The following is a 14,697-nucleotide window of genomic DNA, read 5'->3' as shown; positions in this document are numbered from 1 at the left end:
CCTTTATTTCTTGTCAGGTGATCCAGGCCCATGGATAAGTCCCTGGACATTAACATTAACTTGTGTGACTGGAATACCGAGCATCTTCTCCGTGGAGAATTTGACGGCACTCATAATATTGTGAGCAATTTCAGAAATACGTAATCCATATTCAAGTGCGACATAAACATCAATGACGAGTTGATCGTCAAGAATCTGGATTCGTACTCCCTGATTGCTATGCTCGGGAGTAAGAAGCACCGCTTGTCCATTACGCAGATGTGGTGAGGCAATACCCAGCACGCCGTAGCAGGTCAGAGTAGCTTCAACCGCAATAGAATGGATTGCATTAGGTAATACTTCTATTTTCCCGAGAGGGTGTGAGCCGTGTTGCGGCTGTATCGCAGATGCTTTTGGCATACGCATGTGTCTTCTCTCTTGCCAAAATAGCCAATATCGGTTATACTCGCTTAACATGTTTGGATTATCCAAGCGGTGTACGCACGAGTTTTCTTGATGCAGTATACCAGAGGCATCACGGATAATCAAGTAAACGAATACAGGGCAATTATAAGCGCCTTCCGTAGAGGAAGGACTTCTTTTGTGCCCATTGCAATTTTCCGGGAGGAAGAAGAGAAATGTCAGCAGGACGTTGTGATATCTGTGAGCGCAAGCCAATGTACGGCAACAATGTTCCCTTTTCGCAGCATCGCACACGCCGTCGCTTTGTGCTTAATGTACAGCGCCGTCGTATTCAGGTTAATGGTTCACCCCGCATGGTCAACATTTGTACCCGCTGCCTGCGAACCATGAGCAAACTGCCTAAAGAGCGCTAAAGTTCACATATGCAAGAAGTACGCATTAAGGTAAACCCCCTGCAGTAGATAATGGTGTCCAGTTCTGCTGGTGCTATGTAAACTACCTGTTGTAGGGGGCTTCCTTATGTAAGCAGTGGTGTTTTGACATCTCTGCTTTTTTTTATGCCTGCGGCCTCGCGCCTGCGGCGCTCGCTTGTTTTTAGTTGCGACACGTGGTCCTGGCTGCCGCGGCAGCCAGGACCACGTGTCGCAACTAAAAGAGGAGTTGGGTTTTGGCAGAGGGTGGAGTGACCAGGCGGCAATACATTTCACTTGGAACTGATGGAAAGAATCATGTTTAAGCAACCGAACCGTGGGGCAAGGAGACGGCAACCCGCAAGGGGATTGCCCTACATCTTTCGTCTTTCTCCTCTGAAAATGAGGCATTTTCATCCCCGGTGGTGTCACGAGAAATGAAGGTCTTGTTTTATTGCTTCAAGATGTAAAGAACATTCATCCTTGAAATAGAGGATAAAGTAAACTGGAAATGAGTATTGTAGGGCAATCCCCTTGCGGGTTGCCGTTTCCTCGCTCTCTGTCAAGGTCCCTGATCATGACCATGTCGAGCTGCGCTACGTGAGATGTATTGTGATTAAGAGGTGTTGGGGTTGGTAGATAGAGAGGGAGGGATCATCTGGCCTGGGCTAGATGATCCCTCCCTCTCTATAGGCATAGTGATTTATGCAAAGTGGCGTTTGAGATCAATTAGTACTTATGGGGTGACGACGGGAACTTCTGTTTTTTGGCGACTATTTTCGAAGCGGGTGCGCAGTTGTCCGCAGGCGGCAGCGATATCGTCGCCACGTTCGGCGCGGACACTGTTGCTGATGCCGCGTTCGTATAGGATGTTGCGAAAGGCACGTATGGCATCTGGACCAGGTGTTTGATAGCTGGCTGAGGTGGCATTGACTGGAATACAGTTAACGTGGGCAAATTGCTTTAGCGGCGCCAGTAGTTCGGCCAGTTTTTCCCCATATTCTCTGGTGTCATTGACGCCGGACAGCAAGACATATTCAAAAGTAACCTGGCGTCTGGTGCTGGCAATATAGTCCTTACAGGCTTCCATGAGCTCGTTTAGTGGATATTTGCGGTTAACCGGCATGGTCCGACTGCGTAGTTCATCGGTGGGCGCGTGTAGTGAGATGGCTAGATTGATCTGCAGGTTTTCCTGGCTTAATTTGCGAATTGCTGGCACCAATCCGACGGTGGAGACCGTCATGTGGCGTGCCCCCAGATTAAAGCCATCGGCACTGTTCAGGATACGCAATGCCTGGAGAACGTTAGTGTAATTGTGTAATGGCTCTCCCATACCCATCAGGACAATGTTGGTGACATGATCAATTGGTGCAGTGCCTGGTAGGCCAGCGGCAGTCCAGGGTTCCTTGCGCAGTTCGCGTGCAAAAAACAGCACCTGAGCCACAATTTCTCCAGCAGAAAGATGGCGATCAAATCCCATCTGACCCGTGGCGCAAAAAGTACAGCCATAGGCGCAGCCCGCCTGGCTGGAAACGCAAACGGTGGCGCGTGAACTGCTCTCGCCAATCGGTGGATAGAGCATCAACACCGATTCGACCAGTTTACCATCAGATAATTCTAGCAGAATTTTGCGGGTACGATCATCTTTAGAGTGCAGTTCGCTACGAATAATCGTTGGTCCGATACTCGCTTCTTGCGTTAAGCGCTCACGCAGAGACTGCGGCAAATTCGACATTGCCGAGAAGTCGTTTTCAAGTTGGCGATAAAGCCAATTATACAATTGTTTCGCGCGGAATGGTGCCTCGCCACGCTCTTTAAGCCACGCCTGTAGCTGTGGCAGCGTTAAGCCGAGGAGATCCGTCTTTTGTGGTGTTGGTGAAATCGGTGTCATGGTCATGGCCTCATTATAGCACGAATTGGCTATACCTGTAATAGCTTTGCTACTTATGATTGGGATACAGCATCCAATAACTGACGTCGGGCCTCTTTTTCGGTGCGGGCGGATGCCACATGTACGACTAAGACATGTAGTTGCCTGGCATCGCGTGTCGTGGCAGTTTTTTGTTCAACCAGTGTCAGTAAGCGTGGGAAACGAGCCTGTACGATCGTATGGAGTGCTTGACAATAGTTCTCACGGTCCTGTTGTTGAAACTGTAACTGAACATGTTGTTGGATCTCCTGGTAGATCCAGGTATTGCGTAATTCATCATAATTATGGTCTGACATCTTTCTATCCTTTTCGCTGCACTCTCAGTAACGGTCCTGACGGCAAAATAGCTTTTCCTTATATATACCAGGGATCCCTTTCAAGGCGGAAAGTAGCGCGAAAAGATACGAAATAGAGAAAAGACGGGCCATTTGGCATATGATCTGTCTTACTTTTGCTTATAATCATACGTATACCGAATAGAGGGGGGGCTTGATAGAAAGCCCGGGTTTAAGATCATCATGGAAGAGAGCCAGATGCATTATGTCGATTCCTACTGAGCAAACAGAGAAACCTGCTAGCTCTGAGCATGAGCAGCAAGCAAACATGGCGAGTTTTCGTCATGTTCTGAAAAATCGCAATTTTTTATTATTATGGATAGCCCAGTTAATCTCGCTGACTATCTTGAATGCCGCAAACTTTGGTTTGATCGTTCTTGTCAATAAGCCACCAAACGGGGCGTTTATGGCGGGTCTGGCGATCATTGCCTTTACATTACCAGCAATCCCATTTAGCGCTATTGCTGGCGCGATTGTGGACCGTATTGATAAGCGCCAGGTGCTCTGGATCAGTAACCTGCTGCGGATGGTCACCATGTTGCTGATGTTTGTATCCGTCTTAGTTGACCGTTCCAATGTATGGTCGCTCTTTGGTCTGATGTTTTTAACATCACTTATTGGTCAATTTTTTATCCCTGCCGAAGGTGCCTCTATTCCTTTGTTAGTGGGTGAGCGAGAGTTGATGCCTGCGCTATCTTTGTTTAATATTTCCATGACATTATCGCAGGCAATTGGTTTCCTGGTACTGGGTAGCGTGGTCGCCAAGCTGTTCCCCCCTTTCTCATTCATGCTTGGGAGCCGTGCGTTTCATGTTGAATCAACGGATATGCTCTTTGTGATTGTGGCTGTGCTGTATATAGTCTGCGTGGTGTTGATCCTGGCGATTCCCAAGCAAGCGTTTCAAGGTGACCATGTGCATAAGCATAAGCATAGGCACCAACAGGACGATGCATATTCTGCTGCCAGTCAGGCGTTGCATACGCTCTGGAAGGATATGGTTACGGGCTGGAGGATTGTACGTGCCGATCGACTGCTGTTTTTTTCTGTCATACAACTCTCGCTGGTCGGTGTGTTGATGCAGTTGATTGGTGAGCTGGCAGGTACTTTTGTGCAGCAGGTTCTTAATCGACCGCCCGAGGATATGTCGATCATTCTGACACCGGCTGCGGTTGGTCTGGTTGGTGCCTCCGTCTTAATGACTCGCTTTGTTGAAAAGGTTGGCCGTATCCGTTTGACTGTCATCGGCTTTATCGCCCTGGCTGCAGGCTTTATCTTACTGCCAGGATTGGAATGGCTAGGGCACTTCATCAATCCTAAACATGGAACAGAGTCTCTGGGCATTTTGCTGGGAGTTATTGTTGTCTTGATCGTACTGGGCATTGCAATGGCTTGTGTGAACATACCCACACAAACTTTGATGCAAGAGCGAGCACCCGAGAGTGGTCGTGCCCGTGTCTTGTCCCTGCAATTTATGATTTATAGCGCAGGCACAATTCCTGTCCTATTGTTTGCCGGTGCCTTTACAACATTGATTGGCTTTACACCATTAATCTTCCTGGTCTCTGCAAGTTTGTTAGCCTTCTGCTGGTGGGGATTCCATTATACTCGTAATACTCATAGCGCGCATGAGAATAAGGCCAACACCATTGCTGAGCAGGAGTTAAAACAGAGAGAGCAATCAGCAACTACTGATCACGCGGATGAAGGGTAAGATGATCTTTCCATAATCTAACGTTTGGCTAAGAAGCGGGGAGGTAAGGGGCGACCAGCCTCTTGTCCCCGCTTCTTAATGTGGGTAGCGCATGCTTATTTTTTTGCCTGGGCTTCGATGGCGGCGGTACGAGTCTGAATAGCATGCAGCCGGGCATTATCAAATTTGTGACGACGATCAAAGGTAAAGAGCCCGTTTTGTTCGACCGATACGTCGGTTAACTGGGTATAGCAGTAGCCAAACATATGTGGATTATCAAGCAGAACATCGCAGAGAGCCTGGAAGCGTTTATAGAATTCTTCCAGCGTATCCGGTGCGGTCCCATATCCCCAACTGGATGTATTATCGCCTTTTTGAACTTTTTCACTCCACCAGATACCACCAAATTCACTGACAAAGTAAGGTTGCTTATTGTATGGGATCGACATAGTTGTATGCCCATCCCGCAAATTGGTAAAGACCTGTCCTTCAGCCATATGGGCATGGCGCTCTTTGTAGTGTTCTAGATCGGTCCAGAAATCTTTGCCCGTCAAATAATCGTGCGAGTCATAGACATCCGCTTCTGGAACCCGGTGTGAATAGCCAGAGACATCCAGCACAGGGCGCGTCGTGTCCATGGCTTTGGCGGCCAGGAACATGGCACGGGTCACATCATCCAGATTGGTGAGTTTGTCTTGCCGATCGTATACGGTCTCGTTAAGTCCGCACCAGCCGACCAGGGCGGGATGTGAGTAGTCGCGCTCAAGTTCTTCGAGCCATTGGGCCACGAAGGCGGGTGTGAAGGTGAGATCGTCCTGCCAGGGTACACGACCCTCGGAGCCCCAATCAGGGAATTCGCCCCAGACCAGATAGCCCATTTTATCGGCGTGGTACAGAAAGCGTTCTTCAAAGACCTTTTGATGTAGACGTGCGCCATTAAAACCAACGGCCTGACTTAACGCGATATCATTTTTAAGTGCCTCGTCTGTTGGTGCTGTCAGGACGCCATCAGGATAATAACCCTGATCCAGGACCAAACGTTGGAAGACAGTTTCTAGATTGATTTTAATGGAGTGACCATCAATGGTGACGCTACGCAGACCTGCATAGCTACGTGCACTATCAACGACCTTACCTTCAGCATCGAGTAGCTCGATTTTCAGATCATAGAGATGAGGATCCTGAATGGACCACAGGCGGCGACGCTCAACTGGAATTGCCAAATCCAAGCGCGGTGAGAAGTCCCAATCGGCGGCACATTCGGCCTGAGCGACAACGCCCTGTGCATCCATCAATTCGGCCCGCAAACGTAGGCCGGGAGCATTATTGGTGATCGGTTGCTCCAGACGGATCAGGCTATTGGCTACGTCTGGCGTAATGCGTGGGCGGCGCAGAGCATATTGTGGCACCGGCTCCATCCACACAGTCTGCCAGATGCCAGTAGTACGGATATAGAAACAGCCCCAGTCATAATAGCGCTGAGATTGTTTACCGCGTGGTTGAGGAGGACGATGGTCATCGCGAGCTCGAACCACAATCGTCTTCGTACCCGTTGCGATCCCTAAATCGCAGGTGAAAGGCGTAAAACCACCACGATGGCGGCCTACCTCGGTCCCATCTACCCAGACCGTTGTATCATAATCTGAAGCCTGGAAGTGCAGTAAGATATGTTGTCCATCCCATTCACTGGGAATAGTCACAGTGCGGCGATACCAGACCGCATGCATAAAGTCTTTATTGTTGATGCCCGATAATTCAGACTCCGGACAGAATGGAACGGTGATACGCTCGGCGAGCTCATTATGTAATAAGCCGCGTTCCAGGCCACTATCACTATTATCAATTTCAAATTGCCATTCACCATTGAGGCATAACCAGGCCTCGCGTTCAAATTGTGGACGCGGATACTCTGAACGTGGGATGCTCATAAATACTTTGTTCCTCCAACGATTAGTGGTACGTTCAACGTTGTATCTAATCATACCCCAAATGGGAGCAGAAATCTATGAGATCCAGCAGATTTCCAGGGCTTTTTAATTTTCCACTTCCTGGCGCCTACGGCGCCGGAGTCTGGTGTGGTGTGTGTTCTGTGGGCGGCCGCGGCCGCCCACAGAACACACACCACACCAGAAATACTCTGTATATGATTTGCCTGACAGTTACTCCCGGCTGAAAATGAAAAAGCCCTGGCAGATTTCATCGACGAGCGCACAATCAGCTGCACGCGAGTACTAAAGTGCCCATGCTTCTTTATAGGTATGGTGTAAAATCGTGTACATAGCACGAGATTTTATACCATACCTATAATCATTGGAGCGCTAAAGGAGCGAAAACAATGTCAAGTGAAATATAAATTTTATGGGAATCAACCACTTATTTTAACCGCATGGGTATCAATGATAAAAACCAGTTCTGTCGCGAATTCGATACGCTGGATACTCCACTGATCATCTTTCACCAGATTTTGGAAATGGTCTGTGTAGTATGTTGCCATGCCTTTATCTTTTCCACCGAGGCTCTGAATAGGATAAGAAACAATGATGTGGCGGGCATTAAGCGTGTGGAGGAGTTGATACGCGGCACGCTTATCCACCTGTTCCAGGCAAGGCAGAACTTTAAGGACCAGAGCGAGATCTACATGCTGTGTGGGACAGGATTGAATAACGTCGCAGACCTGTGCTTTGCCTGTGATGGACATGCGTTGAAAATATGCTGCCAGAAAATCCATAATATGTTGATAAATATCATAGGCACAATAACTGCTGGGGAGGGATCCTCCGGATATCATCCAGGGCAGGGCTAACGGATTGAGACCACAGGCGATATCTATGATGCTCTGGATTGGTGGTAGATGGGTGAAAATGGTGTGGTAAAAATCTTCAAGGATGGGTAGGCGTTCCCGCGTGGAGGCATGATAGGCCATAATGTGGCGACAGCTTTGCTTGAGCGTTTCTGGCGATCCAGACAGCCGGGCTTCGGCAATGGTGGCAAGCCAGTTAGGATAGTCCTCATGACCATCCAGGTACGCGCCACCAATCTGATGCAGCTTATTTTTCGTGGCCTTAACCGCTTCTTTAAGCGTGCGCCGTTTCAGTAGTTCCTGCGCCCCGATAGCGCTGACAAGTTCAGGACAGATATCCTTGTATTTGCTACTTGTCAGCACCGTCTCGTTCAACTGTTGGAGCGCGAGTGTTTTATCTATCTTGAGCATAATAGAGCTCTCTCAGGCGTTCTGTAAGCATTGTCATAAAACGTAAATTATGAATGGTTGCCAGACGGAAAAAGAGTGTGTCGTTGATTTTGAATAGATGATGCAGATAGCCCACTGAATAATTGGTGCAGCAGAGGCAGTCACAATACGCTGAAACAGCATGATCACTTTTGATGTATTTATCGTCGTTGACATAGATATAGGAGAACCACTTTTCGCCTGGCGCGAAAGTAGAGGTGGCAGCGCTGAAGGTATACATGCGGGCGTGGCGAGCATCGCGTGTGGGCATGGCACAATCAAAGATAGCGTAGCCCAGGCGTGTTAATTCCACAATACTTGTAGGATGTCCGACTCCCAGGGCGTGCATCTGATATTGCGCGGGGATCAGCTCGCGTGTGTAGGTAATGATATCTGTGAGTAGCTTTCCCTGTTTATCTAATGGCCAACCACCATAGCCAAAGCCATCAAAGCCGATCTCCAGGAGCGCCTCGGCACAACGTTTGCGTAATTCCTCAGAGCCACCACCCTGGATAACGCCAAAGAGTAGGGGACGCTTGTCATCAGACAACTTTTTTTGTTTGAGGAGACGCTCAAATTCTTTTTTGCTACGTTTCGCCCAATCGATGGTATGCATCACCGCCACTTCCTGGATGTCAGCCGGTGCATCCACATGGGTACAATAATCCAGACACATGATGATATCGGCTCCGTAACTCATCTGTAGCTGGACAGCCTTTTCGGGCGTGAGCTGAAATTTACGATCCGATCCTTCGGGTTTAAACGCAATGCCATCATGGCTTAAGGAACCAAATTTTGCATTCTGCTGAATTAAAGAATAAGCCTGGAAGCCACCTGAATCCGTAATAATTGGTCCCTTCCAGCCGCTCATAGTATGTAAGCCACCCAGAGCCTGAATGGTAGAAGTACCGGGGCGCTGCATTAAGTGGAAGGTGTTCATGACCAGGGCCTGTATATGATGATTGCGTAGATCGGTGGCATCGGTAGAGCGCACGACACCAAGTGTGGCATCAGGCATAAAAACTGGCAGTTCAATAGTTCCGTGGGGGAGATGCATACTTCCATATTGGGGCTGTTCAGCTCGTCCGTGTTCCATTGTTTTCCTTACTATTAGCAGCGTGAGTTTCTTGTATTTGCATCGATATATATGCGTGAGAATAATGTGAACATTATAACATGCATCTCAAACTCGTGAATATAGATGGCTCCCTTGTGTCTATTTACTTCCTATGTTCTCTTCAAACTAGTAAGACACAATGAAAAATATGGGGATATTTTAATGCGAGTGTGGGTCAATAAGATACTTTTACTGAGGTCAGGAACTAGTTTTCTTATGGATATATCAATTTGCTTCTATTTGCTGTGTTATATTGGACAGAGACGAGGAAAATACGTACAATAACTCATAACAATGCAACATTGTCTACACTAGAATTCAGGGTGCCAGCTTGATGTTCCAAGAGGAGCGATGTGCATAGATAGGTACGTTTCTTTGTGCCTCTTCATGTCCCATTGATGCTGTTCACGCGTCATGATGGTTATATCCTGATCTAAATGTATGAGACTACGTTTATTTTTAAGTAGAAGAAAGAGCAATACATGCGTGATCTCGCAATCAGAGCCATCAATGCTGCCAGGCAGTTTGGTGCGAGTTATGTAGATGTACGGGTCATGGAACGTACGGCCGAAGGCATAGAGGTAAAAAATGGTCGGGTGGAAGGTGTGTCTAACGCAACTAGCAGCGGCTTTAATGTCCGCGTGATCGTGAATGGCGCCTGGGGATTTGCCAGCAGCGCTCGTATGGAAAATGCAGAGGCCGAGCGAATTGCTCAGCAGGCTGTACAGATTGCTCGTGCCAGCGCTCTTGTGGCTGGCGATCCTGTGCGTCTCTCGGCTTTACCCCCTCAAAAAGGCTCATATCGCACACCCATGCATACCAATCCTTTTTCTGTTCCCTTGCATCAGAAGGTACAGCTTTTGTTAGATGCAGATGCAGCCATGCAAAGTGTTAAAGGGGTAGCCATTACCAGCGCGAACATGGAATATTCGCGTGAGCATAAATTCTTTGCCAGTTCTGAAGGTAGCGAAATTGAGCAAGAACTGTTCGACACCGGGGCCGCTATCTCCGCTACTGCGGTTGATCCTGACAGCAGCGAGATGCAGACGCGCTCCTATCCCAATTCCTTTGGTCGTCAGGCTGGCACCGTAGGCTATGAGTTCATTGAGGCGATGGATCTGATTAATCATGGTGCGCGCATCGGTGAAGAGGCTGTACGCCTGCTGACGGCCCCGCAATGTCCCAGTGGTCTCAAAACTGTCATTCTTGATGGACCGCAGACCGCGCTGCAGGTTCATGAGTCCTGTGGTCATCCAATCGAATTGGATCGTGTGCTGGGCTATGAGGCTGGTTTTGTAGGAAAAAGCTTTTTGACGACCGACAAGTTGAATGGCCACTATCGCTATGGTTCAAATGTCGTCAATTTGACTGCGGATGCCACTGTTCCAGGTGCGTTAGGCACCTTTGGTTGGGATGATGAGGGTGTTCCCGCTCAGCGCACACCAATTGTTGCTGAAGGTATTTTTAGTGGTTACCTGATGTCGCGGGATACCGCTCCCTTGATTGGCTTAAGTAGCAATGGGTGTGTACGGTCAGATGGTTGGAATCGCCTGCCGATGATCCGTATGACGAATGTGAGTCTTGAGCCGGGAAACTGGAAGTTTGCTGATCTGATTGCCGATACTGCTGATGGCATCTATATGAGCATCAATAAAAGCTGGAGTATCGATGATCGCCGTCTGAATTTCCAATTCGGGGTTGAACTGGCCTATGAAATCAAGGACGGCAAGTTAGGGCAACTGTACAAAAATGCGACCTATACTGGTATTACGCCACAATTCTGGGGCTCATGCGATGCCATTTGTGGACCAGATGAATGGACCGTCTGGGGCACACCCAATTGTGGCAAAGGCGAACCTATGCAAGTCATGCGCACCGGACATGGAGCGGCACCAGCCCGTTTCCGCAACGTTCAGGTTGGCGTTGGACGTTGGTCATAATTTGAGGGAGTAAATAGCATGTATTCTGATGAGGCAAGTGTGCGCACACTGCTGGAAAAAGTTCTGCACTATTCCCAGGCGGAACAGACCGAGGTGGTATTTTCGGGAACGGAGAGCGCACTCACCCGTTTCGCGACCAATCATATCCACCAGAATGTGGCTGAAAGCGATCACGAGATCCGCGTGCGGGCTGTGGTTGGTAAACGTATTGGGGTGGCTACCACCAATCAACTGGATGAAGAGTCATTGCGCCGTGTGGCCGCGCAGGCGCTTGAGATTGCGTGCATTCAACCAGAGAATCCTGAGTTTCATTCTCTCCCAACCTTTCAGCCAATCACGCCAGCGGCCGGCTATAGCCCACAGACAGCCCGCTTTACGGCTGAGGAGCGGGCTCGACGCGTAGGGATAATTGTGCAGCTGGCCAAAGAGCGCCATCTGGAGTCGGCCGGTGCGTTCTCAACCAACACGCACTATACGGCTGTGGCAAACTCTTTAGGCATCTTTGCGTATGAGCCCCGCACCGATGCTGAATGCCATGCAGTAGTGATGGCAGATGAGCATGGTTCTGGTTATACCCAGCGTATGGATACCGATGCTGACAGGTTAGACTTTGAAGCCATGGCTCGCGAAGCAGTCTATAAAGCGGAGCGCAGTCGTAATCCTATCGACATCGAACTGGGTGAGTATCCTGTGGTGCTGGACGCCTATGCTGTAGCCGACATGCTGCAGAACCTTGTTTTCATGGGAATCTCCGCGACCGCCGTCCAGGAAGAGCGTAGTTTTATGAATGGACAGTTTGGTAAACAGATAGTGAATCCCAAAATCACGCTCTACGATGATGGGCATGATCGCGCCGGCTTGCCCCAGGCCTTTGATTATGAAGGTGTGCCGAAACAGCGTGTAAATATCATTGAGAACGGTATTGCTAATGCCGTAGTCTACGATTCTTTTACCGCCGCTCGTGATGGCAAACCAAATACCGGACATGCCCTGCCCGCGCCCAATGGTGAGGGTCCAATGCCGCTACATACCATGTTAGCAGCGGGAGACGCAACCCTGGAAGAATTGATTAAAGGGGTCGATCATGGTATCTATGTCACGCGCTTTCACTATACCAATCCTTTACATCCTGTCAAAACGCTGTTGACGGGCATGACCCGTGATGGAACTTTTCTGATCGAACATGGTGAGCTGACCCGCCCAGTCAAGAATCTGCGCTTTACACAAAGCATCCTCGATGTATTGCGTGGCACTTCGGCACTTGGTCGGGAACGCATCCAATACACTGACTATCTGACTATTGTTGCGCCTGCCTTACGTGCGGAACGCTTCAATTTTACAGGTATCACTGGCGTATAAATACTATCCAGCTTGATTGTCAGAAAGTTGTATAAACAGGATGTGAAATTACTCACATCCTGTTTGTATTTTGGAACCTTTCGTCGTTGTATCAGTATGTATGATAATAGACCCAACAGTTGAATGCATATATGTTGTGAATTCGGGAGGAATAAAGCGATGTCTTTAAGCTGGATTGATATCCTCTTTCTTGCTACCGTGGCGTTATTAGTGTTTAATGGTTTTCGGAATGGAGCCGTCTTTAGTCTGGTGAGCTTGATTGGACTTCCAGTAGGCTTGTGGGTCGCTTATAACTATGGTCCGCAGTTTACCCGTATGTTGTCGTCAAATGGAATTCCGGCTACTCCTCTCATTTCCTATATCGTGTTGTTCTTTGGAACTGTCTTTGTGGTGCATATTATCGGTAATTTTATTCGTGGAGCCGTTAAAAGCACACCACTTATCAGTCAAGGCGATACCTTGCTGGGTGGCGCGATTGGTTTTGTGGAAGCCTGGTTGCTCTGGCTCTTGCTACTGATTGTCCTGGGGGCTTTTTTAGGAAGTTTGCAGAATTCCATGGTTCAGGGCTCAAACTTGATCCCTGGTTTAAATATTCATCTAGATCAATTGCAGGGATGGCACGATTTTTATAATCAAGCCGTTACAAATAGTTTATTCGCAAAAGTGAATGGACTTTTTGTGAAGTCCCTTCCCAGCTTGCCATAATATTGATTAGTTATAGAACAGTTCTCGTGAATACATTTTTTTATTCAAGTATGAAACTTGCGTTCCTTCTGTCTAGTTCATACAATACATATATATGACTGTCTGAACTAGCAACAGAGCGGAGGTTTCATACGACAAAATCTGAACGTTTCTTTGATACGGGCGCAAACAGTGGCCCTGAACGGGCTTATCTGGTAGCGGTTGACTCAACGCATAACGATAGTGTATGGAGCGTTGAGGACTCAGTGAATGAACTGGGTGCGTTAGCCCGCACGGCTGGCGCGGAGGTTGTGGGGACAATGACGCAGCGCCTGCCACATCCAGATTCAAATACGTATCTGGGAAAAGGACGTGTGCAGGAGTTAAGCGATATTGTCAGGCAATTGAACTGCGATCTTGTGATCTTTGATGATGAGCTTTCACCGACGCAACAACGTAATCTGGAGAAGTTGCTGGATGCACGAATTGTTGATCGGACTGCGCTTATCCTCGATATCTTTGCCCAGCATGCCCGCTCGCGTGAAGGTATTTTGCAGGTGGAACTGGCCCAGATGGAGTATTGGTTACCGCGACTTAGCGGGCAGGATGTGGAGTTCACACGTCAGGCTGGTGGTTCGCGGGGAGCCACAGGCGGTGCTGGTGGTGCGATTGGTGTACGCGGACCCGGTGAGACGAAACTGGAGATTGATCGTCGCCGTATTCGCAGTCGTATCTCGGATCTTAAAGAAGCGATTGAGGATGTACGCAAGCAACGTGCCATTCATCGTCGACAGCGTGAGGCTCAGGCTATGCCTGTCGTGGCGGTAGTTGGATATACTAATGCTGGCAAGTCTACCCTGTTTAATACGCTGACTGAGGCAGGTGTCCTGGCTGAGAATATGTTGTTTGCCACCCTGGATCCGGTTACTCGTTATATCGTACTCCCCAACCATCAGGAAGTTCTCTTCACAGACACCGTTGGCTTTATCCAAAAACTGCCCACCAAACTGATCGCCGCTTTTCGTGCGACCCTGGAAGAAGTGGTCGAAGCAGATATATTACTTGAAGTAGTAGATATCAGCCATGAAAACGCGATTGAGCAAAGTGAGACCGTGACAGAGATTCTGGATGAGCTAGATGCGCTGGACAAGCCTCGGGTAACCGCGCTCAACAAAATTGATCTGGTCGCTGATCCCAGTGATATCGATACCAGCCTGTATGCTAATGCTGTTCCAGTCTCCGCCCTCAAGAATCAAGGACTGGATGTACTATTGACCACCATCGCGCAGGTAATTGCCGATAACATGGCCCTGGTCGATGTGCTGATTCCTTATCGTAAAGGCGATCTGGTCGAACTTTTTCATCGCCGGGGCAACATTGTGCAGGAAGAGCACCTGGAAGATGGAGTACATATTGTGGGGCGTATCCATCGCACGCTGAAAGGATATTTCCTTTCGTATTCCAATGCCGAGAACTGATCCAGACTACTGTTTAGCCGATTAGCTCAGCACTATGTGTGCTGAGCTTCTTTGCTCATTTTATTCAAGCGCGTGGCGACATTCATGATTGCTCTGCAACAGCATACAAGATGTGCTATCTTA

The 14,697-nt window shown here is 48.6% G+C and carries 12 protein-coding genes; 6 read left to right on the top strand and 6 right to left on the bottom strand.

Going from position 1 to position 14,697, the window contains the following annotated elements; translation table 11 throughout:
* Positions 1–3: 3 nt before the first annotated feature.
* Entirely contained in the window at positions 4–399 is a 396-nt protein-coding gene (locus EL633_RS06185; protein WP_161981988.1) for an Asp23/Gls24 family envelope stress response protein, read from the bottom strand.
* A 218-nt stretch (positions 400–617) separates the two neighbouring features.
* Here EL633_RS06185 and rpmB point away from each other — a divergent pair, with 218 nt between their 5' ends.
* Positions 618–815, top strand: a complete 198-nt coding sequence (rpmB, locus tag EL633_RS06180) for a 50S ribosomal protein L28 (protein WP_126626348.1) — start codon at positions 618–620, stop codon at positions 813–815.
* A gap of 733 nt (positions 816–1,548) precedes the next feature.
* On the opposite strand, the gene rlmN is transcribed toward rpmB, so the two are convergent.
* Complete coding sequence (gene rlmN / locus EL633_RS06175; protein WP_126626347.1) at positions 1,549–2,703, bottom strand: dual-specificity RNA methyltransferase RlmN; 1,155 nt, start codon at positions 2,701–2,703, stop codon at positions 1,549–1,551.
* 53 nt (positions 2,704–2,756) lie between these two features.
* On the bottom strand, positions 2,757–3,038 hold the full coding sequence (locus EL633_RS06170; protein WP_126626346.1) for a hypothetical protein: 282 nt from the start codon (positions 3,036–3,038) through the stop codon (positions 2,757–2,759).
* A gap of 244 nt (positions 3,039–3,282) precedes the next feature.
* On the opposite strand from EL633_RS06170, the gene EL633_RS06165 reads away from it, so the two are divergent.
* A complete protein-coding gene (locus tag EL633_RS06165; protein WP_126626345.1) occupies positions 3,283–4,788 on the top strand; it encodes an MFS transporter in 1,506 nt (501 codons plus the stop codon).
* A gap of 95 nt (positions 4,789–4,883) precedes the next feature.
* Here EL633_RS06165 and EL633_RS06160 read toward each other — a convergent pair whose 3' ends face one another.
* From EL633_RS06160 to tgt, 3 genes are all read right to left on the bottom strand, one after another.
* The gene (locus tag EL633_RS06160; protein ID WP_126626344.1) at positions 4,884–6,695 is read right to left on the bottom strand and encodes a glycoside hydrolase family 2 protein; all 1,812 of its coding nucleotides are present in this window, start codon (positions 6,693–6,695) and stop codon (positions 4,884–4,886) included.
* Between the two features lie 437 nt (positions 6,696–7,132).
* Complete coding sequence (locus EL633_RS06155) at positions 7,133–7,978, bottom strand: class I SAM-dependent methyltransferase (RefSeq protein ID WP_126626343.1); 846 nt, start codon at positions 7,976–7,978, stop codon at positions 7,133–7,135.
* Positions 7,962–9,092: a tRNA guanosine(34) transglycosylase Tgt gene (tgt, locus tag EL633_RS06150; protein WP_126626342.1), complete on the bottom strand. Its 1,131-nt coding sequence runs from the start codon at positions 9,090–9,092 to the stop codon at positions 7,962–7,964. Before tgt ends, EL633_RS06155 begins: the two co-directional genes overlap by 17 nt.
* Positions 9,093–9,595: 503 nt before the next feature.
* Between tgt and EL633_RS06145 the strand changes: the two genes are divergently transcribed.
* The 4 genes from EL633_RS06145 to hflX all read left to right on the top strand — a co-directional run bounded on the left by EL633_RS06145 (position 9,596) and on the right by hflX (position 14,574).
* The gene (locus EL633_RS06145; protein ID WP_126626341.1) at positions 9,596–11,053 is read left to right on the top strand and encodes a TldD/PmbA family protein; all 1,458 of its coding nucleotides are present in this window, start codon (positions 9,596–9,598) and stop codon (positions 11,051–11,053) included.
* Between the two features lie 18 nt (positions 11,054–11,071).
* Complete coding sequence (locus EL633_RS06140) at positions 11,072–12,412, top strand: TldD/PmbA family protein (protein ID WP_126626340.1); 1,341 nt, start codon at positions 11,072–11,074, stop codon at positions 12,410–12,412.
* A 159-nt stretch (positions 12,413–12,571) separates the two neighbouring features.
* Positions 12,572–13,117, top strand: coding sequence for a CvpA family protein (locus EL633_RS06135; RefSeq protein ID WP_161981987.1), 546 nt, complete (start codon positions 12,572–12,574; stop codon positions 13,115–13,117).
* A 98-nt stretch (positions 13,118–13,215) separates the two neighbouring features.
* Positions 13,216–14,574 (top strand): GTPase HflX, encoded by a 1,359-nt coding sequence (gene hflX, locus EL633_RS06130; RefSeq protein ID WP_126626338.1) that lies wholly within the window; start codon positions 13,216–13,218, stop codon positions 14,572–14,574.
* Positions 14,575–14,697 lie beyond the last annotated feature (123 nt).

Source organism: Dictyobacter alpinus (genome assembly GCF_003967575.1).
GTDB lineage: Bacteria > Chloroflexota > Ktedonobacteria > Ktedonobacterales > Ktedonobacteraceae > Dictyobacter > Dictyobacter alpinus.
The sequence above is the reverse complement of the archived record's forward strand: the minus strand, read 5'-3'. Positions and strand labels throughout refer to the sequence as shown.

Bases quoted from the DNA above. Each gene is read 5' to 3' on its own strand.
- EL633_RS06185 (WP_161981988.1), bottom strand. From the start codon at position 399: ATGCCAAAAGCATCTGCGATACAGCCGCAACACGGCTCACACCCTCTC.
- rpmB (WP_126626348.1), top strand. From the start codon at position 618: ATGTCAGCAGGACGTTGTGATATCTGTGAGCGCAAGCCAATGTACGGC.
- rlmN (WP_126626347.1), bottom strand. From the start codon at position 2,703: ATGACACCGATTTCACCAACACCACAAAAGACGGATCTCCTCGGCTTA.
- EL633_RS06170 (WP_126626346.1), bottom strand. From the start codon at position 3,038: ATGTCAGACCATAATTATGATGAATTACGCAATACCTGGATCTACCAG.
- EL633_RS06165 (WP_126626345.1), top strand. From the start codon at position 3,283: ATGTCGATTCCTACTGAGCAAACAGAGAAACCTGCTAGCTCTGAGCAT.
- EL633_RS06160 (WP_126626344.1), bottom strand. From the start codon at position 6,695: ATGAGCATCCCACGTTCAGAGTATCCGCGTCCACAATTTGAACGCGAG.
- EL633_RS06155 (WP_126626343.1), bottom strand. From the start codon at position 7,978: ATGCTCAAGATAGATAAAACACTCGCGCTCCAACAGTTGAACGAGACG.
- tgt (WP_126626342.1), bottom strand. From the start codon at position 9,092: ATGGAACACGGACGAGCTGAACAGCCCCAATATGGAAGTATGCATCTC.
- EL633_RS06145 (WP_126626341.1), top strand. From the start codon at position 9,596: ATGCGTGATCTCGCAATCAGAGCCATCAATGCTGCCAGGCAGTTTGGT.
- EL633_RS06140 (WP_126626340.1), top strand. From the start codon at position 11,072: ATGTATTCTGATGAGGCAAGTGTGCGCACACTGCTGGAAAAAGTTCTG.
- EL633_RS06135 (WP_161981987.1), top strand. From the start codon at position 12,572: ATGTCTTTAAGCTGGATTGATATCCTCTTTCTTGCTACCGTGGCGTTA.